This is a genomic window from Rahnella perminowiae (assembly GCF_019049695.1).
Lineage (GTDB): Bacteria > Pseudomonadota > Gammaproteobacteria > Enterobacterales > Enterobacteriaceae > Rahnella > Rahnella perminowiae.
In genome coordinates this window covers 1-19,786 of sequence record NZ_JAFMOT010000142.1, presented here as the reverse complement: position 1 = coordinate 19,786, position 19,786 = coordinate 1, and the positions used below count along the sequence as shown (strand labels likewise).

Annotated in this window: 19 protein-coding genes and 2 pseudogenes; 8 read left to right on the top strand and 13 right to left on the bottom strand. The window is 52.2% G+C overall.

From position 1 onward, the window contains the following. Positions 1–35 precede the first annotated feature (35 nt). On the top strand, positions 36–734 hold the full coding sequence (locus J1781_RS01670) for an aspartate/glutamate racemase family protein (protein WP_217233119.1): 699 nt from the start codon (positions 36–38) through the stop codon (positions 732–734). Here the strand turns inward: J1781_RS01670 and J1781_RS01665 are convergent. Beyond that, positions 731–1,993 carry an ion channel protein gene (locus J1781_RS01665; RefSeq protein ID WP_129952218.1) on the bottom strand — a complete coding sequence of 421 codons (1,263 nt, stop codon included), beginning with the start codon at positions 1,991–1,993 and terminating at the stop codon, positions 731–733. The two genes, J1781_RS01670 and J1781_RS01665, sit on opposite strands and share 4 nt — an antisense overlap. 218 nt (positions 1,994–2,211) lie before the next feature. On the opposite strand from J1781_RS01665, the gene glk reads away from it, so the two are divergent. Then, positions 2,212–3,177, top strand: a complete 966-nt coding sequence (glk, locus tag J1781_RS01660; RefSeq protein WP_129952219.1) for a glucokinase — start codon at positions 2,212–2,214, stop codon at positions 3,175–3,177. Positions 3,178–3,304: 127 nt separating this feature from the next. Here the strand turns inward: glk and uraH are convergent, their stop codons facing one another. From uraH to J1781_RS01645, 4 genes and pseudogenes are all read right to left on the bottom strand, one after another. Next, positions 3,305–3,712 (bottom strand): hydroxyisourate hydrolase, encoded by a 408-nt coding sequence (gene uraH, locus J1781_RS01655; protein ID WP_217233118.1) that lies wholly within the window; start codon positions 3,710–3,712, stop codon positions 3,305–3,307. A gap of 238 nt (positions 3,713–3,950) precedes the next feature. Then, positions 3,951–4,277: pseudogene (locus tag J1781_RS26465) on the bottom strand (LytTR family DNA-binding domain-containing protein); the annotation flags it as partial. Between the two features lie 89 nt (positions 4,278–4,366). Then, positions 4,367–4,721 (bottom strand): annotated as a pseudogene (locus J1781_RS26460) (response regulator); the annotation flags it as partial. Positions 4,722–4,786: 65 nt separating this feature from the next. Further along, positions 4,787–6,505: a sensor histidine kinase gene (locus J1781_RS01645; protein ID WP_129991716.1), complete on the bottom strand. Its 1,719-nt coding sequence runs from the start codon at positions 6,503–6,505 to the stop codon at positions 4,787–4,789. A gap of 114 nt (positions 6,506–6,619) precedes the next feature. On the opposite strand from J1781_RS01645, the gene J1781_RS01640 reads away from it, so the two are divergent. Next, positions 6,620–7,159 (top strand): GNAT family N-acetyltransferase, encoded by a 540-nt coding sequence (locus tag J1781_RS01640; protein WP_129952223.1) that lies wholly within the window; start codon positions 6,620–6,622, stop codon positions 7,157–7,159. Positions 7,160–7,275: 116 nt separating this feature from the next. After that, positions 7,276–8,535, top strand: a complete 1,260-nt coding sequence (alaC, locus tag J1781_RS01635) for an alanine transaminase (protein ID WP_129952224.1) — start codon at positions 7,276–7,278, stop codon at positions 8,533–8,535. 96 nt (positions 8,536–8,631) lie between these two features. Here alaC and J1781_RS01630 read toward each other — a convergent pair whose 3' ends face one another. Continuing rightward, positions 8,632–10,437: a DUF4153 domain-containing protein gene (locus J1781_RS01630; protein WP_217233117.1), complete on the bottom strand. Its 1,806-nt coding sequence runs from the start codon at positions 10,435–10,437 to the stop codon at positions 8,632–8,634. Between the two features lie 193 nt (positions 10,438–10,630). Between J1781_RS01630 and J1781_RS01625 the strand changes: the two genes are divergently transcribed. Then, positions 10,631–11,089, top strand: a complete 459-nt coding sequence (locus J1781_RS01625) for a nuclear transport factor 2 family protein (RefSeq protein ID WP_129991719.1) — start codon at positions 10,631–10,633, stop codon at positions 11,087–11,089. 67 nt (positions 11,090–11,156) lie between these two features. Here the strand turns inward: J1781_RS01625 and csgG are convergent, their stop codons facing one another. From csgG to csgD, 4 genes are read right to left on the bottom strand one after another with little or no spacing between them, the layout of a single operon-like run. Further along, entirely contained in the window at positions 11,157–11,990 is an 834-nt protein-coding gene (gene csgG, locus J1781_RS01620; protein ID WP_217233116.1) for a curli production assembly/transport protein CsgG, read from the bottom strand. Positions 11,991–12,022: 32 nt separating this feature from the next. Beyond that, positions 12,023–12,415 carry a curli production assembly/transport protein CsgF gene (gene csgF / locus J1781_RS01615; RefSeq protein WP_129952774.1) on the bottom strand — a complete coding sequence of 131 codons (393 nt, stop codon included), beginning with the start codon at positions 12,413–12,415 and terminating at the stop codon, positions 12,023–12,025. A 60-nt stretch (positions 12,416–12,475) separates the two neighbouring features. Beyond that, on the bottom strand, positions 12,476–12,871 hold the full coding sequence (gene csgE, locus J1781_RS01610; RefSeq protein ID WP_377427296.1) for a curli production assembly/transport protein CsgE: 396 nt from the start codon (positions 12,869–12,871) through the stop codon (positions 12,476–12,478). 4 nt (positions 12,872–12,875) lie between these two features. Further along, on the bottom strand, positions 12,876–13,526 hold the full coding sequence (gene csgD, locus J1781_RS01605) for a biofilm master transcriptional regulator CsgD (protein WP_129952229.1): 651 nt from the start codon (positions 13,524–13,526) through the stop codon (positions 12,876–12,878). Positions 13,527–14,400: 874 nt separating this feature from the next. Here csgD and J1781_RS01600 point away from each other — a divergent pair. The 3 genes from J1781_RS01600 to csgC all read left to right on the top strand — a co-directional run bounded on the left by J1781_RS01600 (position 14,401) and on the right by csgC (position 15,979). Further along, on the top strand, positions 14,401–14,889 hold the full coding sequence (locus J1781_RS01600) for a curlin (RefSeq protein WP_217218805.1): 489 nt from the start codon (positions 14,401–14,403) through the stop codon (positions 14,887–14,889). Between the two features lie 70 nt (positions 14,890–14,959). After that, positions 14,960–15,436, top strand: a complete 477-nt coding sequence (csgA, locus tag J1781_RS01595; protein ID WP_129952231.1) for a curli major subunit CsgA — start codon at positions 14,960–14,962, stop codon at positions 15,434–15,436. Positions 15,437–15,649: 213 nt separating this feature from the next. Further along, on the top strand, positions 15,650–15,979 hold the full coding sequence (gene csgC / locus J1781_RS01590; protein WP_129952232.1) for a curli assembly chaperone CsgC: 330 nt from the start codon (positions 15,650–15,652) through the stop codon (positions 15,977–15,979). 11 nt (positions 15,980–15,990) lie between these two features. Here csgC and J1781_RS01585 read toward each other — a convergent pair whose 3' ends face one another. The 3 genes from J1781_RS01585 to J1781_RS01575 form a co-directional block, all read right to left on the bottom strand. Beyond that, positions 15,991–17,016 carry a HoxN/HupN/NixA family nickel/cobalt transporter gene (locus tag J1781_RS01585; RefSeq protein ID WP_217220232.1) on the bottom strand — a complete coding sequence of 342 codons (1,026 nt, stop codon included), beginning with the start codon at positions 17,014–17,016 and terminating at the stop codon, positions 15,991–15,993. Next, the gene (hypF, locus tag J1781_RS01580) at positions 17,009–19,330 is read right to left on the bottom strand and encodes a carbamoyltransferase HypF (protein WP_217233115.1); all 2,322 of its coding nucleotides are present in this window, start codon (positions 19,328–19,330) and stop codon (positions 17,009–17,011) included. The genes J1781_RS01585 and hypF overlap by 8 nt, the downstream gene beginning before the upstream one ends. A gap of 136 nt (positions 19,331–19,466) precedes the next feature. Then, on the bottom strand, positions 19,467–19,786 hold a 320-nt coding region (locus J1781_RS01575), incomplete at its 5' end, for a molybdopterin dinucleotide binding domain-containing protein (protein ID WP_331252960.1).

Genomic DNA, 19,786 nt, shown 5'->3' with positions numbered 1-19,786 from the left:
GGTTTTGCCATCGGGGAAAAATACAGGGTGTGCAGATGAAAACATTAGGGCTGATTGGTGGCATGAGCTGGGAATCCACCGTACCGTATTACCGCATGATTAACGAGCAGGTAAAGCAGCAACTGGGCGGATTACATTCGGCCAAACTGTTCATTTACAGCGTCGATTTTTACGATATCGAAAAGCTGCAAATGGCCGGTGACTGGCAGCAGGCAGGCGAAATTCTCGGTAATGCCGCGCATTCACTGGCGCGCGCAGGTGCGCAATTTATTGTCGTATGTACTAACACCATGCATAAAGTGGCGGATGATATCGAACGTATCGGCGGCCTGCCGCTGCTGCATATCGCCGATGCGACGGCAGAAAAAATCGCAGGGCAGGGGCTGCGTAAAATCGGCCTGCTGGGTACGCGCTTTACCATGGAACAGGATTTCTACCGCGGGCGTTTGCAGGAAAAACATCAGATTGACGTGGTGACGCCGGATGAAGCTGACCGTGCGATTGTCCATCGCATCATTTATGAAGAGCTGTGCCTGGGCGTTATCAGGGATGATTCCCGCGAAGAATATCGGCGGATTATTGGCAAATTAGAACAGCAGGGCGTGGAAGGTATTATTCTCGGATGCACCGAAATTACCCTGCTGGTGGGCGAGGAAGACGCGAGCGTACCTGTTTTTGACACCACTGCCATTCATGCGCTGGCGGCAGCGGAGTTTGCATTAAAGCAGGATTAATCTTCTTCCGGGGCCTGACGTACAAGCCGCTGTTTTGCCACCTGCATCAGCGGCTTCCCGGCCAGCATTAACCAGGCTGGCAGCATCACGATACACAACAACGGCAGCAGCTTCAGCCCCGGAACCACGGCGGCAGCCATAAACAGGCTAAGCCAGCCGTCGCGTGTCACCACCAGTACCATACCCATCACGGCGCATGAAACAGTCACCGCCGCTGGCACATCCGGCGCGTACTGATGCAGCATCAGGCCAAGCGATACCCCGACAAACACCGCCGGGAAAATACGTCCGCCACGAAAACCACAGGCCGCCGCCACCACCAACGCCGCCAGTTTGGTCAGGGTGATCGCCAGCAATGGCCCCATCTCAAACAGCGCATTGGAATGCGCCAGCTCTTTCATTTCATCCAGCCCTTTAAACAGGGTAATTTCTCCGCCAATCAGTGCCAGTAACCCCAGCACAAACCCGCCAATACCCAGCCGCAATATCGGATTATGAATACTGTTAAACATCCGGTGCACATGCGGGAACAGCCAGACAGCAATCATCCCCAGTGCGATAGCAATCAGCACCACCACTGAGCCGCTGAAAATATCCATCAGGCTGGCGGCGTCATACGACGGAATACTGAGCGAAAAATCGGGCTGGAAAAATTGTTCGGTGGTGATGGCACCTGCACCTGCTGCGAGTAATGGCGCAAAAAGGCGATCCCATAACTGCACATCTTTGTTACCGCCGAGGGTTTGCGAAAAAATCAGCGCGGCCGCCACTGGCGTGCCAAACAACGCGCCGACAGTCCCGGCTGCCGCCAGGATCACCCAGTCAGTCGTCGGTACCCGGGGTAATAAGCGCGAGCCTAATGCCGCCACCAGCGCAATATTAATCACCGTGATCGGATGTTCCGGCCCCAGACTGACGCCGCCTGCCAGTCCGACCATCAGCGCCAGCGCAAGACCCGGCAAAGCATTGATCGCCACCGGTGCCCCAATCAGCGACTCCGTAGCAGGATCCGGCCCGGCGTGGCCTGGCATATACTTTATGATGGCACCGACGCCAATGCCGGTCAGTGTCAGCATAAACAGCGTCCAACTGGCGGATTGAGTATTGATATTGAGCACGGCGGGAATGTTCTCCCACAGCAGATTCTGCAGCGCGCCAGAAATCATCATGACGAACACCAGCACCAGGCTGGACATCACACCAATAATGATCGCGGGCAGGGCAAAAGCTAACATGACTCTGGCGCGGGGATGGAACATGCACGTATTTCCTTATTTATAATTTCGTTTGCTCTGATAGCTTAGATGAATCCCGGCAAAGTCAGTTTGCGGGCTGTCGACATAATTTTGTGTAGCATGCTGCATAAATGTGGGTTGTTTCAAAACTGCATTGCAGCGTATAGCAATTACCGCTATTTTGCCCACACGAATTTGGCGCGGATGCGCAGCATAATGAATTTACTTTTGCGGAGAATAACATGACCAAATACTCCCTGGTGGGCGATGTCGGGGGCACTAACTGCCGCCTGGCGCTTTGCGCTTTGGACAGCGGTGAGATTTCGCAGTCGAAGACTTTTTCCGGGCTGGATTACGACAGTCTGGAAGCCGTCGTTCGTGAGTACCTCGCGCAGCAGCATCAGGAGGTTGAGGATGCATGCATCGCTATCGCTTGTCCGATAACCGGCGACTGGGTGGCGATGACCAACCATACGTGGGCCTTTTCCATTGCCGAAATGAAGAAAAATCTTGGACTGCAACATCTGGAAGTGATCAATGATTTCACTGCCGTTTCTATGGCAATCCCGATGCTGAAAGAAGATGACCTGTTGCAGTTTGGCGGTAAAAAAGCACAGGACGGCAAACCGGCAGTGATTTACGGAGCCGGCACGGGGTTGGGCGTCGCACACTTAATTCATGCCAACAACCAATGGCTGAGCCTGCCGGGCGAAGGCGGCCACGTTGATTTTGCGCCAAACAGCGAAGAAGAAGACATTATTCTTGAGCAGTTGCGTACCGAAATGGGGCACGTTTCTGCTGAGCGTATTCTCTCCGGTCCGGGACTGGTGAATCTTTACCGTGCCATCGTCAAATCAGATAATCGTGTGCCGGAAAACTTCAGACCGAAAGACGTGACGGAGCTGGCTCTGGCGGATGAAAATCTGGATTGCCGCCGCGCACTGTCACTGTTTTGCGTGATCATGGGACGTTTTGGCGGCAACCTGGCACTCAACATGGGCACCTTCGGCGGCGTGTACATTGCAGGTGGCATCGTTCCGCGCTTCCTGGAATTCTTCAAAGCCTCAGGCTTCCGCGCCGCGTTTGAAGACAAAGGGCGTTTTAAAGATTACCTGATGGATATTCCGGTATTCCTGATCACCCACGATCAGCCGGGGCTGTTAGGTGCAGGGGCTTATCTGCGTCAGTCGATTGGTATGACGATCTAAAACTGCCCCTGAGAAGGTAACTCGATCGGCTCCTCCCCTGCGAAGGGGAGGAGCAAGGAACCCCTCCCGAGATTTAGCATGAAGTCGCACTCAAGTTCATCTTGCCCATCATGATTTTTTTCTGACTTTAATTCCCGCGATAAGTCGAGAAACCGTAAGGACTGACAAGCAGAGGGATGTGATAGTGAGGCACTGAGCCATCTGCTTTAAAAATAACAGGGATTTCCGGGAAAAATGAAGCGGTATGATGTTTTTCAAACCATTCGCCAGTTTTAAACGTTACCCGATAATTACCTTTCTCCATCACACTTTCATTGGGATACAGCGCCGGAATTCGTCCCTGCTCATTGGTCACTCCACTGCTCAGCTGCACCCATTTGTTACCTTCCTGCTCCTCGAGCGATACGCTTACCCCCTGTGATGGCAGCCCGTTTTGCAGGTTCAGAACGTGGACGCTAAGAGGGTTTGCTGCAAAGGCGGATGTCAGACACAGCGCATTGATAATACCGGCGAGTAATAATTTCTTTTTAAACATATGTTCGTCCTTTTGAACTCAATGTTATTTGTTAATAACGCAGAATATCTGGCAGAGGTATATTTAGGTTTTCCACATCACAGACGTGAGAAAGTGCGAAATATCCTCTGTCTTGACGAAACAAAGTCTACTTTTTACTGGCTAACCTGAGGATGACGGGTTAATGACATTTTTGTAATAATTCAGAGCCGGACGCCAAAAGATAACGCCCTCCGCCTCAAAACCCGTCAGATCCCCATCAAAACCGCATTAATTGCCTGAATTCTTTCACTTTGCTCCGGCTCACCGGCACTTCAAAATCCAGATCACTTAACCGCAAAATATAGGTGTTGTTAAACCACGGCACGATCTCGCGGATTTTCGACAGATTCACGCAATATGAACGGTGACAGCGAAAGAAATACTCCTCCGGCAGGCGGTTGCATAATTCAGTGATGTTCATTGGCATCGTGAATTCTTCTTTGCGGGTATAAACCTGTGTCACCTTTTCCTGCGCGGCGGCGTAATAAATATCGTTAATATCGGTAACGATAATACGCTCATCTTTAATCAGATTGATGCTGTGACTGACCCGCAGGGGGTTGCCCGTGGCCGGTGCAGTACCTTCCTGTTTATCACCGGGCTCCTTCGCAGCCAGCTCTTTATCCCGACGAAAATGTGACTCCAGCTTTTGCAGCATGGTGACAATGCGCGACTCATGATAAGGCTTAAGAATGTAATCAAACGCCTCAATTTCAAACGCTTCTGCGGCATGCTCCTTATAGGCGGTGATAAACACGATATACGGCTTGTGCGCAAACTTACTGATGTTTTGCGCCAGCAATACGCCATCGAGGGAAGGGATGCTGATATCAAGAAAAATCGCGTCCACTTCATGCGATTGCAGGTATTTAAGCACGTCCAGCCCGTCATCAAAAACTGCTTCAATGCTGATGCTGCTGTGGGTATTAATCAGATAACTCAGCTCTTCCTGAGCCGGTACTTCATCTTCGACGATAATAGCGTTCACGGAATTATCCCCCGGTGCGATGGCCCGAAATGCGGGCGGGTAAAACTAAAAAGCGTTTCTGCGGGTCAGGCGATTTTGCTCTCTGAGGCTGCCGTGACCTGGGGTTGCGTATGCGTAATCACAAACGAAATATCCGTGCCGGGTTCAAGACGGCGGATAGTCAGGCCCTGACCATACAATAATGAAACGCGGTGATGTACATTCAGCAGGCCAATTTTATTGCCGGGCATTTCATTGCGTGCCACGCGGTCAATCGTTTCCTGATTAATACCATGGCCGGTATCTTTTATTGATACCCTGATGCCGTCAGCCTGATGCTTCACTGAAATGACCACCACGCCTTTTCCGCTGCATTTCTGGATGCCGTGCACAATAGCGTTCTCTACCAGCGGCTGGATCAGCAGGCTCGGAATTTTCACCGAAATGTCATCATCAATGTCATAAATCACCGTCAGCTTGCTGCCGAACCGCGCCTGCTCAATGGCGATGTAATCCTGCACCTGATGCAATTCTTTGCGCAGATCAATCAGCTCATCGTTCAGTTCCAGGTTATAACGCAGATAGCGGGAAAGATTGATGATCAGCTGGCGCGCCACGTCAGGGCGGGCACGGATAGATGATGAAATCGCGTTCAGCGCGTTAAACAGAAAATGGGGATTTATCTTGCTCTGCAACGCCCGCATTTCCGCTTTATTGGCCATCTCGCGTAACTGCTCGGTGCGTGATACTTCCATCTGTGTCGACATAATCTGCGACAACCCGATCGCCATCACTTTCAGCGAATAAGTGATGCGGTGCGGGTCACAATAATAGATTTTCAGCGAGCCGGTGACTTCACCTTTTTCCCAGAGAGGAATGATAATCAGCGAGTGTATCTGTGGCGTACGGTGCATTTCGTCGTTGTTTTTCACCGTAATTTCACCGCTTTCCAGCGTCGCTTTGGTCATCTCACTCAGCGTTTCATGGCCGATATTGTATTCTTCTGCGCCCACGCCGACGTACGCCAGTATGTTTTTGGTGTCGGTTATCGCCACCGCATCAGCATCGATATCATCGCGAATAATACTGCAAATACTGGCTAACGATCCGGCGTTGATATTTCTGCCTTCTATGTTACGAAAATAGGGCAGGGTTTTATTGGCGATATCCAGCGCCAGCCGCGCCTGTCGTGCGGCGATCACCTCTTTTTCATCCTCGACACTTTGCACCAGCAACACAATCAGGCCGATGGAACTGGCACCGAGGATCAGCGGTGCGGCGATATTCATGACGATATCCAGCCCGAGCGAAAACGGTCGCGCCATCAGCAAAATCAGGATCATGGTCAGCGTTTCGCACAGCATGCCGCCCAGAATACCGACTTTCCAGTGCAGCGATTTTTTGACTTTTTTATTGATATAACCGGAGAGGAAACCTGCGGTAATACTGGTAATCAGACACGGAACAGACGTCGGCCCGTGGATGTCGATCAGGAAACGGTGGGTGCCGGAAATCAGGCCGGTAATGATCCCGACCCAGGGCCCGAACAGGATCCCGCCCGACATGATCGCGATCGTACGTACGTTGATCAGTGAACCTTCGACGTTGATGCCTGAGAGCGTACCGAAAATAGCGAACAGTGAGAAAATGGCGGTAACCGCAGTCAGTTCCAGCGGTGTATGGTTTTCATTTTCTTTATGCAGCAATTTGCGGAACAGCGGAGTTCGCGTGAGGAAGAACAAACAGATAAGCATCAGCGCCGCACGGTCGAAGACCGCCAGCAGCATATCGAACATGTGAGGCATGGCAGATTAGACTCTTTGCACGATTGAAAGATAAGCGTGCCAAATGGATTCAGCGGTTATTATATGTAAAAGGTCAGACTTTCACCATCGGCAGACACAGGAGCACATTCCGACATGATTTCGTTATCTACGCCGCGGCTGATCATGCAGCCTCTCCAGGCTGATGACTGGGCATTTTTCTTGCGGCTGTATCAGACCCCGGAGGTCATGCGTTTTATCGGCGATATTGAAACCCACGCGCAGGTTCATCGCCGTTTTGAACAACGTCTGGGTCACTGGGATCGCGACAGTGATTTCTGGCTGTGCCTGCTGATGCGTGAAAGAGAAACCGGCGCAGCAGTGGGGCTGACCGGATTTTTCCCGGACTGGCGGCCGTATAAACAGGGTGAAGTCGGATTCATTCTGGCACCTGAACATCAGCGTAAGGGGTATGCCGTGGAATCCCTGCGTGAAGTGCTGAACTTTGCGTTTGACCAGTGTGGTTTTCATCGTTTGCAGGCTAACGTGCTGGAAGGCAACGACGCATCGCGCCGTGTGCTGGAAAAATGCGGATTCCGGATGGAAGGGCGTTTGCGGGACAGCTACCGGATCGGTGATGAGTGGAAAAACGACTGGCTGCTGGGGCTGCTGGCCACCGATCCACGTCCACAGTGAAAAAAAGATGCCCGGTATCTCGACAGCCATTTTCCTCTGCGTTATGTTCGTTGTAGGCCGTTACACGGCCAGCGTCGCTCGGACGGTCCGGGCGCTTACGTATCCCAGAGGAAATTATGGCTGATTCCAGTTCACCCCGTCGTTTTTCACGTATTGATCGTCTTCCCCCTTATGTTTTCAACATTACCGCTGAACTGAAAATGGCCGCACGCCATCGTGGCGAAGACATTATCGATTTCAGTATGGGCAATCCCGACGGCCCGACACCGCCGCACATTGTGGAAAAGCTGGTGCAGGTTGCGCAGCGCGAGGATACCCACGGTTACTCGACCTCACGCGGCATTCCGCGTCTGCGTCGTGCCATTTCCCGCTGGTATGCCGATCGCTATCAGGTGGAAATCGATCCTGAGAGCGAAGCTATTGTCACCATCGGTTCGAAAGAAGGGCTGGCGCATCTCATGCTGGCAACGCTCGATCATGGCGACACCGTACTGGTGCCCAACCCAAGTTATCCGATCCACATTTATGGTGCCGTGATTGCCGGTGCGCAGGTGCGCTCCGTGCCACTGGCCGAAGGCGTGGATTTCTTTGCTGAGCTGGAAAAAGCCATTCGTGAAACTATTCCGCGCCCGAAAATGATGATCCTCGGTTTCCCGTCCAACCCGACGGCGCAATGTGTGGAGCTGGATTTCTTCGAGCGTGTGGTGGCACTGGCTAAACAATACAACGTGCTGGTGATCCACGATCTGGCCTATGCGGATATCGTCTACGACGGCTGGAAAGCGCCGTCAATTATGCAGGTGCCGGGCGCAAAAGACATTGCGGTGGAATTCTTCACGCTGTCGAAAAGTTACAACATGGCGGGCTGGCGTATCGGTTTTATGGTCGGTAATCCTGAACTGGTCAGCGCGCTGGCACGCATCAAAAGTTACCATGATTATGGCACTTTCACGCCGTTGCAGGTGGCGGCCATCGCCGCGCTGGAAGGCGATCAGCAATGTGTGAAAGACATTGCTGAACAATACCGTCAGCGCCGTAATGTGCTGGTACGAGGTCTGCATGAAGCGGGCTGGATGGTGGAAAATCCGAAAGCATCAATGTACGTCTGGGCAAAAATCCCGCCTGCTTATGCGCATTTAGGATCGCTGGAATTTGCCAAACGATTGCTGGCCGACGCAAAAGTGTGTGTGTCACCGGGGATCGGTTTCGGGGATTACGGCGATACGCATGTCCGTTTCGCCCTGATCGAAAATCAGGACCGGATCCGTCAGGCCGTGCGCGGCATCAAAGCGATGTTCCGTGCCGACGGTTTGCTGCCACCGAAAAAAACGGTGGGTGAACCGCCCGTGGAACAGGATCCGACGGTCACTGCCTGAGGCGCATTTGAACAAAAGCCGGGCGACGCCCGGCTTTTTTATGACATCAGCCTAACTTCTTTATTATCCAGGTCATATTTATCCGGGAATTCTGCGTTATTCTTCGTCGTGGTTGTAGTGAATGACCCGGCGTTTACCGTCAATCTGCACATCACTCCATTTACGCTGCATCGGTTTTACCTCACCGTTGCGCAGGGCGGTAATCAGTGCAGATTTATCTTTTTCTTCATACAGATAAAGTTCTCCCGCCTGGGTCCATTTCCCGGCCTGTCTGGCGTAAATGCGACAATTAACGGAAGGTGCATCCAGCGTATTACAGAGAAAAACCTCTTTCTGCCGGTCATTGTTTAAATCCAGCGTATTGACGATACACGCACCCTGAAGGCTGAGGCAATCGCGCAGTGTATTGCGGAACTCCTCCAGCAGCGGCAGGTTTTTCCACCATGCGTCATCGGGGGATGTCGCACCTTTCGCCAGCTGAATCCGTTTTTTCGCCTCTTCCACACGATAATTTTTCGCCAGTTCGGCTGCATTTTTATCGTTGTAGGAACCCCAGCGTGATGTCTGTGCCATCATATTTTTCACTGCGGTCAGCAGGCGCGGATCGGCAGTGAATGCGGGGTGCTGTTGCAGCGCTGCCAGCGCGTCGTTACCCCGCCGACCGGTGTCAAAACGCAGCCATTTCAGATCAACATCCTTCGCCTGTATCTTGCCCTTGTCGAGGCGTGCAATCTGGTTGTTCACGCTGATGCGGTAAGGATCGAGCAGCGGGCTGTTGGCGGCAATCACCAGTATCACCACCAGCACCGACAGCGGTTTATTGAGCTGGGTGATGCGTGGCAGCCAGCCGGGGTGCTTATCGATAACCGATAAGCTGTAGCAAAGCGATGCGAGCAGCGTAATGACGATCAGCAGCACCGCCCGCAGACGTTCCGGTGTCCAGCCGTGTTGCGAAACGCGCAAGCCGGTGGCGTAGAGCGCCAGTATGGCATACAACGGCAGCAACAAAATCGCCGCATTCACCAGCAGGCGGATAGCGCGCGGATAGGGTTTGACCTCGCTGTCAGTTTCACGCACGACATTGACCAGCAACAGAATACTCAGCGCCATGGTGGTCAGCAGGCTCGCTGCAGACCAGGCTTGCGACAGCGTTGACAAGCCGGTGAAGGGCAGGGCAAACAGGAAAATCAGCGCGACAAACGCCATCAGCGGCAATAAGCCTTTCAGGATGAAACGGATGATGTGGCGGGTGGTATTGATGAGCGCCGGCTGCGTTCGGCAGATGACGATACTGGCCCCTAACAGCAGCCCGTAAACCAGATACATAAACAGCGGCGTTTCAAAAAATAATTCATGGAGATATTCGATGCCGACCAGCCGGAACAGCGCCGCGCACAGAGCCATCACGCCCACTGCCAGCAGCATCAGCAGGAACGTAAGCATGGCCGACAGCGTGTTCTGGCTGTAACACGCAGAAAGACTGGCATAGCGGTAACGGTTTGCCGCCGGGAAAGTTTGTACCTGCAGCCACGGCAAAATGAAGTAGACCAGCAGCGCCAGAGACAAATTAAATGACACCAGCACTGAATCCGCCGATGTCTCCGCTATATTACTTTTTACCCAGGTGGCCATACCGGCCAGCAGCAGCGCCAGCAGGGCCACTGAGGCCCATAACCGGCGGTCATTCAGGTGAACGACGGACAATGAAATCAGCACCGGTAATGTAAATGCCATAGTCTGGCCGTAAATATTGTGAGAGAAACCGGCAAATCTTGCTGCAATGTGGTCTGAGAAAAAGAAGTACAGCAATAATCCCTGAAGCAGGCAGAGGGTAATGATTAACCCGCGGCCGGGTGTAGGCAGGTGTGGCATCGGGCGACCTGTCTGATTGAACTGAGGCATCCGTGGCTCTCCGGAAAAAATAATGTAAGGGGAAGTAATATAAAAACTCCCGCCAGTGTAGAGAATTCCCGCCCGCTGTGCAGAAAACTCTTCATCAGGCAGAAACGGTGGTTTTGTGAGCACTGCCGCTTCACTGGCAAAATCAGCTGTAGTCACTAGGCTTATGTATTAAATGGAGAATTCCGAGGTGAAAATGGCAGAACACGAACTGAAAGAAAAACGCATTGAAATTGTTAGAAATTTCTACGCCAAACTGGATCAGGCAGATGCGTCATTGCTGGATCTCTTTGCTGAAGATGTGGTGCTGTTTTTTCCAAAATTTGGCACTGCACAGGGAAAAACTTCGCTGGGGGAACTCGGTAAACGCTTCGCGCTTGAAATCGATAAGATCCAACACATTCAGGACGCGTTCCGTTTTCTGAGTGACGGAGATGCCATTGTGCTGGAAGGGCAGATGCGTGGCGTGATGCAAAACGGTGACCGCTGGCCGACGTCGGAGGCCGGCAGCCATCATTTCTGCACGGTCTTTGTTTTTGAAGATTTGCTGATTAAACGGCTGAGTATTTATCTCGATCCTGATTTTAATCTAGAGGATAAGAAGCGAGTGAATAATTATCGTCAGGCGGTGAAAACTGAGGAAAACAAAACCTGAGATCACCGGATAAAAAAAGAAGGGAAACCGTTTCAACCCACGGTTTCCCTTCGCCAACTGCCGGTTATCAGGATTCGGCAGGGACAATATTGTTCTTGTAGCGTTGCAGAATCGGTGAGTTGATGTCCGACGGTTTCTGCAACTGCCACAGGTTACGTTCGATGCCGTCATTCACCAGATAAATCACCCCGGATTCAATCGCCGACATCAGGCACAACATAACTGGCTCATTGGTGGTGTAACCCAGCTCACCTTCCAGTAACCGCTGATAGTCGATAAAGCGGAACACCCCGGCCTGCACTTCATACGACAAAATCGTCTTGCTGGTATTCACGGACGATAAAACTTCTCCGGTATTGACGTCGACAGCACGCAGGTTCACCGCTATCTGGTCCAGCTGGTATTGTGTGCTGGCTCCGATACCGAAGTATCGCGCCCCCGCACCGCCTGATTTCACATTACTTTCGTAACCGATTATCGAGCCTTCAATCAGGATATTCGCCGCGACCAGCGAGGAAAGCGGCCGCTGATTATTGATGGCGACGCTGCCATTCTCCTGCGCGGCACGAATAATTTTGCGTTCGTTCAGTAAGTTTTGCAGCCCCTGACGTTCCAGCGGGATAAACCATTTGGAATCTTTGAGTGCCGATACCAGCATCGCTGTGGCACTTTGCGGCACGGCGGTCGAGAAGTTACTGGCCGGATATGGCTTGAACTGGCCCGTTTCATCCTGAATGTTATAGACCGACACAAAAATCCGGCCCTGCGGCGAAGGCAAGTGAGTCAGATCGGTATAGCTTGGTGCCCGGGGCAATAATGTCGGTCTTGCGGCTTCTTTCGGTGCTGCTGTGAGGCACCCGCTCAACACAAAAACTGCGATGAGTAATAAATAGCTGCGCATGATGTCGTTCCTGTTTTTATTGGTCATCGGAATCAGTTGGTCGTGGCGGACAAGCCCTGTACCTGGATAGTGGAAATTTTGCCGGTCTTGCGGTCAGTGACATTCATCACCAACTGCCCGTCGGTATTCTGGATATCCACGATAAAGTCTTGTGTTACCAGCCGCCCCGGTTTCCCCTGATTGACGTTGCCCATCAGGCTGCCCAGTAATTGCGACTGTATCGAGGCGGTAAAATTATCCAGCGCGGACGTCTGGGTGGAGCCGAAGTCATAGCTGTCGGGATCTTTATAAGAATTCTGCGCCTGAGCTTCGTTGAGCAGAAACGCACCATTATTCGGGTTGCCACCAAAATTCGGGTTGATGAACTGAAAAACCATGTTGCCGCCCCAGGAAACCGGGGATGCCGTCAGTAATGCCAGCAGCATGACTGAACGCGAAGCTGAGACTGGAATATTCACGATGCTCTCCTTAAAAGAGGCTGTGCATTAAAATTCGTCATGGGCGAGATCCCCGGTGCCCAGTAACGCTTTGTCTAACTGCCGCCGTGATAGTGCTTCGCTCACCCCGGCAATGGCGGTATCGACGTCCTTATTAAAATTGCGACGGTTGGGAAACAGCAAAGCCTGATAAAGAGTGTCCTGACCTATTTTTATGGTGATCCAACTGCCCCAGCGGGCGCTGGGCCTTTCTGAAATGGTGAGCGTTTCCGGGTAGTTCTGTTCCCATTTGCCGGTGAAGCCACGGTAAAAATCATGGCCAACCGAAGTCACGGTTCTGTCGGTGATAAGCCCCGGATCTTTTATATCCGCAGCCTGTACATGCAGGCAGGTGGCGCACAGCAGCGCCAGCCAGAGCCAGAAGCCCTTTATGCACATAGTCATGATGTCAGCGCTTGAGGTTGTCGTTAGCCCAGGACGCCGCCTGGGTACGGTTTTTAACCGATATTTTCCTAAATAAATTATAGAGATGCGTTTTAACGGTGTTCTCGCTGATAAACAGCAAACGCGCGATTTCCGTATTCGAGGCACCCACACGTAACTTATTAAGGATCTCTTTTTCGCGATGAGTCAGGCCGGTATCTTCTGAGTGAAGCTGGCGGAAAGCACCGGACTGATTGATCAGGTAACTGGCGAAGCCCTGAGAGAAGTAGCATTCTCCACGGATCACGCTTTTAATCCCTTCCACCAGATGTGCTTCATCGGTGGAAAGATAAAAAACGGCGCTGATCCCCGGCCAGGTTTCAATTTCCCGAAAATGATAATTATCCGGTGTGTTTAATAATAATAACTTCACATTGTCGTGATAACGGTTTACCGCTGTTTGCCACAGATCAATTGTCCGACGATCGGCCTCCATCATATCGAAGAGAATTAATGCCTGATGAAGCGGCTGATCTTCAAGTAATTTATGGATATTGTGAAGCCGGGCATTAACACAAAGTTGCTGTTTTAATTGCTGCAATAAAGCACTGGCTTGTAATGATGGTTTAGTCACTAATAAAAGAATATTATTATTGATTGCTGCTTCATTACTCATAATGAAACCCTGCCCTGATTTTTATAGCCACAGTCTGCCATTGCCTGATCACTGAAAAGGCAGGAAATAGACTGAGATTTTATTTTGCTAAACCTATAGCGATATGTTTGCTGTGTATATCTGAAAGTAGCAAATATTCACAACCTGAGGCACATAATATTTTCAGGCGGTTTTATGTGCGTTACTGACTCAATTTAGCTTTTGGTTTACCTTACGCAAGGCTTATTTGTGTTTCAGAATGTAACATAAAATGTATAAAGCTTTCCTTATGTATTGACGGGAATTAATTCCCGTCATGTTAAAGAGGACTTAACTACTAATTTTACACTAAATTAACGTTTGGCCTTGTTAAGGCTAAATATTTCTTCGATAGCAACCCGGTTTAATTGTGCTGAAACACCCGCCGGCTGCATGCTTCGCCTTTAATAACCCAAATTATGGTGTCTTTTTGTATTGATTTCACTTAGGTGAGCAGGCCTGTAAGTCACTTTACATCGGGTTAAACAGCGCTATAAAGCAGCGGAAAGGCTTTTTTTTGCGACTGCTAAGGGATGAAAGTGTGCAGGTGATCTCTTTTACGTGGGTTTTTAATTTCAAAGAGAATTAAGAATAGTTGCATTTGTGTGATTATTTAAACTGTTCTGCACTTTAATTTTAGGATTAATGCCATGGGGTTGATTAGCCCCGCTGACCTTTTACACCATCGTTCCGGACAGTCCGCATGATAAAGGTTGTCTCATACTTTCTGATGAAGCCTGAAATTAAAATACGACGGGCGGGTGAGTTCCTTATTTTCAGTAAACACCATAATCAATTTGTCCGCAGCAATTAACCGGTGAGCTAAGTAAGGTGCCGGTATATACAGGGTGACGAAATGAAAAAGACTTTATTGACCCTGGCGTTACTTACAGCATCCTGGGGGATTCATGCACAGCAGTTTGATATGACTTATCCGGAAATCAATTCTGCAGCGTCGGATCAGATTTTCGCGGGTGCAGGAAATTCAACGGGGAACTCCGCTGTAATTTATCAGAGCGGTAATAGCAATCTGACTGTCACCCATCAGACGGGTTACGGAAATTCAGGTGCTATCCGTCAGACCGGGTCAGAGAATACAGCACTGCTGAATCAGCGAGGTAATGGAAATAACGCGGATATATCCCAAAGCGGTAGCGATAATTTCGCCTACATATCGCAAACCGGCGGCGGGGATGCATCCATTACGCAACAGAATTTTGGCAATACCGCATACATTCTGCAAAAAGGCCGGAGTGTAACGGAAATTCGTCAGAATGGTACGAACCAGAGCAGCGGCGTCGTACAAAACTCGTCAGGAATGGCGATTAGAGTGACACAGCATTAGCAATCAAATCGGCCCAAAAAGGGTAGAACGTTTTTTATGACATCCGACATTAAACCAATGGGGTAGCATCATGAAACTTTGGAAAATTGTGGCAGTTTCCGCTTTAGTCGTCAGTGGCAGTGCGTTTGCAGGGGGCAATGATGGTCATCACGGTGGCGGACCCTCCGGCCCGTCAACACCGCCGTCAACGGTCCCGACATTCACGGCAACTCAGTGGAATTCTGAAATTCAGATTTACCAGCAGGGCACGGCTAACCTGGCGAATGCCACTCAGTCTGGCGCACAAAAATCGCTGACCTCCATCGGTCAGGATGGTTACAGAAATACCGCGAGCACCAATCAGACTGGCGACGGCAGTCTGGTGAGCGTTTCTCAGAAGGGTGACTTCAACAATGCTAACGTTGCACAAACTGCAAACGGCAGCAAAGTGCTGGTTTCCCAAAATGGTTCTGGCAACTATGCTCAGGCTTCGCAAGGGGCTAACGGTGCTCTGACCAATATTGTTCAGTCTGGTACCGGCAACCTCGCGTACGCTTCACAAAACTGATTCAGCTCCCTCCTCTGTGAAGGGGAGGGCTGGGGTAGGGTATTACTCGCAACGTCGGATTTGATGTTGCCTGCGAAACCCCCTCCCGACCTCCCCCTTCGCAGGGGGAGGAGCAAAAAACAGGTTTAGCTACAACCATGAGTCATGGCAAAAGCTTCTCAGAACAGGGCGCTGGCCCTGTTTTTTTTCGACCGGATACGGAGGATAAACGTTATGCATTTACTCCTGATTGCTGCCGTGATGTCCAACCAGCTTTGGTTCGATACACAAAACAATGCGCAGAATTATGTCATTACGCCGATGGTCAGCCTCACCAAAGCCTGTGCCTGTCAGGTAGCGGTTTCTGTTTCGCAGGAAAGTACTGCGGGCACCAGCACCAGCCGTCAGAGCCATAATATGAATCTTTCCGCTAACCAGCCGCAGCCTCTGGGGCAGATGCGTTTTGCCGTCCAGCCCGGGGGCAAAACGCAAATTATGATAACTGTAACGGACGGCGATAAACTGCGTCTGGAAAAGCAACTGACCTTGCCGGACGATGCCTGACGGCGCGCGGATCACACCGCCAGATTGTCGTAGCCTTTACGGCGATAATTGAGGGCAGAAATACCCCAGAACACCACAAAAATCGCCACGGCAGCGTACCCCACGCTGCCCATATTTTCATTGAGGCGCCCGACAACGACCCAAATTCCACCGTGTAAGTCCAGCTTATCGGCCAACAGTCCGAGCGCTTCCAGGCCACCGATAAACAGGGCGATTACCACACTGGTGGCGGTAATTGTCATGTTGTAATAGAGCTTACGCACCGGTTTATCGAACGCCCAGCCGTAAGCGCCGACCATGACAAAGTTATCCAGTGAATCGACCAGCGCCATGCCGCTGGCGAACAGCGCCGGAAATATCAAAATGCTCCATACGGACATACCGGAAGAGGCCCCGGCGGCGGAAATACCCAGCAGGCCAATTTCAGTGGCCGTATCAAAACCCAGCCCGAATAAAAAGCCTACCAGATACATCTGCCAGCTTTTGTTTACCAGATTAAACGCAAAGCTGAATAACCGGCTCATCATCCCACCCTGCATCCTGTGATCTTCTCCGGTTTCCGCAGGATTTTTACCCTGTTTGATTTTCTGAAAACGGCGGTAAACATCGCGCAGGATCAGCGCATTCAACAGCGCCATCATCAGCAGAAATAGCGCGGAAACCAGTGTGCCAATCGTGCTGCCATAGTCATGCAGCCAGCCAATTTTATTACCAAACACCAGAGATGTTGCCGCGATCGCCACGCAGGCCAGCACCACAATGCTGGAATGTCCGAGAGAAAAAAATGCCCCGACTGCCACCGGCCGCTGTCCTTGTTGCATCAGCTTACGGGTGACGTTATCAATAGCCGCAATATGATCGGCATCAACGGCGTGACGCAGCCCGTAACCGTAAGCCAGCAAGGCCGCCGCCACCAGCGCAGGGTTGTGGCGAAACACCACCAGAGCCCAACCCCAGGCCAGTAAATTGACAGCCAGCAGCCCGATCAGCAGCCAGAAAGCACGACGGTGCGTGTGAAAAAAATCACGGTTAATCATGGGAGTCCTTGTTGTTAAAACCAGAAGAATATTGCAGGCGGGCGCAGGCGATAACAGCCTGCCCCAGCGCCAGACCGCCGTCTCCGGCAGGCACCTTTTGTGGCATCAGCACGCGAAGGGGCGCTAAATAGTGATGTAAAAGCCGGCGCAGCAGACGGTTATGCAGCACGCCACCCCCCAGCGCCACAGTACGGGTGCCAGTTCTGACCGCGTGATAGCAGGCGAGGGCGGCAAAGCCTTGCGCCAGCGCATCGTGAAAAGCGAAAGCCCGTGCGTCAGGCGTAGCCCTCCAGCCGAGCCATTGCTGCCAGAACGTCGCTAAATCAAGAAACGTGCCCGACGGTGTATGCCGCAGCGGCATTGTCACCGGATGCGAAATACCCTGTCCGCGTTGCGCCAGCGCTTCCAGACGGCTTGCCGCCTCGCCTTCCCAGCTCAGTTGCGCAGGCGTACAGCCGAGTGCGGCGGCGACGGCATCAAACAGGCGTCCGCAGGAAGACGCCAGCGGGGCATTAATCCCGGCGGTGATGGCTCTGGAGAGCGGCAACCACGGATGTTCCTGTAACGCCTTTGCCTCAGGGCGTGTCTGCCAGTCCGGCACAAAAGCCTGCCAATGTGCCAGTAAATTCCGCCACGGTTCCCGCGCGGCGCGGTCGCCACCCGGCAGCGCAACGGCGGGCAATCCGCCTAAATGTTCGCAGTGCAGATAATCTGCCTGCAAACACTCGCCGCCCCACAGGGCACCGGTTTTAGCATCAGCAATGCCATAACCCAGCCCGTCAAGCGCCAGCCCGATAACCTTGCCGCCATCCAGCGGCCAGCCATGTTCCGCCAGACATGCAGCAATATGGGCGTGATGATGAAGAACCTCCGTCACGCGTACACCGTGGCTTTCCGCCTGTCTATGGCTGACATACCCCGGATGCGCGTCACAGGCCACTGCCACCGGCAGGCAATCATAAAGGCGCTGAAAATGTTCAATCGCGTGCTGTTGTTGTCCGGCAATATCGCTGCAGGTGAGTGATCCGAAATGCGTACTGAGAATGGCCTGATCGCCGCGCACCAGACAGAAGGTATTTTTGAGATCACCGCCCAGCGCCAGCAGCGGCGGCTGGATGTTGAATCCGGCAGGCAGTGTAAAAGCATCGGGCACATAGCCGCGCGCGCGGCGCAGCATTTCAATACCCCGGGGTGTCACACGCAGCAGTGAATCATCGGCGCGCTGGACAATATCGCGGTTATGCAGCAACCACACGTCGGCAATACCGTTGAGTTGCAAAAGCGCAGCTTCATTGGTCAGTACAGGCGCACAACCGTTCGCATTGCCGGAGGTCATCACCAGGGGGGTATGAACCGCCTGTATCAGTAAATGATGCAGCGGAGTAAACGGCAGCATCAGTCCGACTTCGTCCAGGTCCGGCGCAATGGCAGCGCACAGCTTTGATATCGCACTTTTCTCTGCCAGTACGATGGGTGCAGCCGGTGATTCCAGCATTTCACGCAGTGCAAATTGCGGGCTTTCATCGCTGCATTCTGCCAGCCAGCTGATATCCGGCAGCATCACCGCCAGTGGTTTTGACGGCCGCTGTTTACGTTCCCGCAGCCGCATTACCGCGTTTTGTTGTGTGGCATCACAGGCCAGATGAAAGCCGCCCAGCCCTTTAATGGCGACGATTTTACCCGCACGTAATGCCGCGACGGCGCATTCCAGTGCCGCTTCTCCTTGTGCCAGAATGTTGCCATTTTGCAACGTCGCGCTGACCTGCGGCCCGCATTGCGGACAGGCGACCGGCTGTGCGTGAAACCGGCGGTCGGCAGGATCCTGATATTCTTGCTGGCAGTGCGGGCACAAGCGAAATTCCGCCATGCTGGTGGAAGGGCGGTCATAAGGCATGGCGCGGATCAGCGTAAAACGCGGGCCGCAATGTGTACAGTTGGTGAAGGCGTAGCCGAAACGACGATCCCCCGGACGGGTAATATCTTTCAGGCATTCGGGGCAGGTTGCCGCGTCGGGCACTACCTGTGTATCCATCCGGCTGTGACGGCTGTCAGCGATAGTGAAATTTTGCGGCGGTATCGGCCAGTCGAAAGGATCGAAAGTGATGCTGTCGATGCGTGCCAGCGGCGGGCAGTCGCGTTGTAACTGTTCAATAAAAATTTCAAGATTGACCGGCTGAAGCAGCCTGATTTCCACACCTGCGCTGTCGTTACACACTTCCCCGCGAAGCCGCAGACGGTCAGCCAGTTGCCAGATGAAAGGCCGGAAACCGACGCCCTGGACTTTACCGCAGATGCGAATGAGCAGACCGGACATAAAAACCCTTTTTAAACGTAGAGGAGGGTTTTAAAGCTCCTCCCCTTCGCAGGGGAGGGAGCAAAACTAAAACCCAATTCCCACTCCTCAGGGAGGCGCTTAAAACCCACTCCTTTTGGTGAGGAGCTAAATCAAACTAAATCTCAACCACCGGGATCACATCCTCCACGGCGCTGCGCAGGCGTGCTTTCATATCGCTGTAAGTCTGATGTGCGTAGTTTTCGGCCCAGCGCTGATCGGTGATTTGTTCGACTTTCACTGCGCAGTATTTGGTTTCCGGTGTTTTGGAAATCGGGTCGAGATTATCTTGCGTCAGCTCATTACAGGCGCCAATCCACCACTGATACGTCATGTACACCGCACCCAGATTGATACGTTCGTTGTAGTTGACGCGTGAGATAACTTTGCCACGGCGTGAGGCCACCCAGACCAGTTGCTGGTCACGGATATTCAGCG

Excerpts from the sequence above, each read along its gene's own strand:
- J1781_RS01625 (WP_129991719.1), top strand. The coding sequence starts at position 10,631 with ATGGCAGAACACGAACTGAAAGAAAAACGCATTGAAATTGTTAGAAAT.
- J1781_RS01630 (WP_217233117.1), bottom strand. The coding sequence starts at position 10,437 with ATGCCTCAGTTCAATCAGACAGGTCGCCCGATGCCACACCTGCCTACA.
- J1781_RS01645 (WP_129991716.1), bottom strand. The coding sequence starts at position 6,505 with ATGCCTCACATGTTCGATATGCTGCTGGCGGTCTTCGACCGTGCGGCG.
- csgF (WP_129952774.1), bottom strand. The coding sequence starts at position 12,415 with ATGCTGCTGGCATTACTGACGGCATCCCCGGTTTCCTGGGGCGGCAAC.
- csgC (WP_129952232.1), top strand. The coding sequence starts at position 15,650 with ATGCATTTACTCCTGATTGCTGCCGTGATGTCCAACCAGCTTTGGTTC.
- csgA (WP_129952231.1), top strand. The coding sequence starts at position 14,960 with ATGAAACTTTGGAAAATTGTGGCAGTTTCCGCTTTAGTCGTCAGTGGC.
- hypF (WP_217233115.1), bottom strand. The coding sequence starts at position 19,330 with ATGTCCGGTCTGCTCATTCGCATCTGCGGTAAAGTCCAGGGCGTCGGT.
- J1781_RS01670 (WP_217233119.1), top strand. The coding sequence starts at position 36 with ATGAAAACATTAGGGCTGATTGGTGGCATGAGCTGGGAATCCACCGTA.
- J1781_RS01665 (WP_129952218.1), bottom strand. The coding sequence starts at position 1,993 with ATGTTCCATCCCCGCGCCAGAGTCATGTTAGCTTTTGCCCTGCCCGCG.
- J1781_RS01600 (WP_217218805.1), top strand. The coding sequence starts at position 14,401 with ATGAAAAAGACTTTATTGACCCTGGCGTTACTTACAGCATCCTGGGGG.
- J1781_RS01585 (WP_217220232.1), bottom strand. The coding sequence starts at position 17,016 with ATGATTAACCGTGATTTTTTTCACACGCACCGTCGTGCTTTCTGGCTG.
- alaC (WP_129952224.1), top strand. The coding sequence starts at position 7,276 with ATGGCTGATTCCAGTTCACCCCGTCGTTTTTCACGTATTGATCGTCTT.
- csgE (WP_377427296.1), bottom strand. The coding sequence starts at position 12,871 with ATGACTATGTGCATAAAGGGCTTCTGGCTCTGGCTGGCGCTGCTGTGC.
- uraH (WP_217233118.1), bottom strand. The coding sequence starts at position 3,712 with ATGTTTAAAAAGAAATTATTACTCGCCGGTATTATCAATGCGCTGTGT.
- J1781_RS01640 (WP_129952223.1), top strand. The coding sequence starts at position 6,620 with ATGATTTCGTTATCTACGCCGCGGCTGATCATGCAGCCTCTCCAGGCT.
- glk (WP_129952219.1), top strand. The coding sequence starts at position 2,212 with ATGACCAAATACTCCCTGGTGGGCGATGTCGGGGGCACTAACTGCCGC.
- csgG (WP_217233116.1), bottom strand. The coding sequence starts at position 11,990 with ATGCGCAGCTATTTATTACTCATCGCAGTTTTTGTGTTGAGCGGGTGC.
- csgD (WP_129952229.1), bottom strand. The coding sequence starts at position 13,526 with ATGAGTAATGAAGCAGCAATCAATAATAATATTCTTTTATTAGTGACT.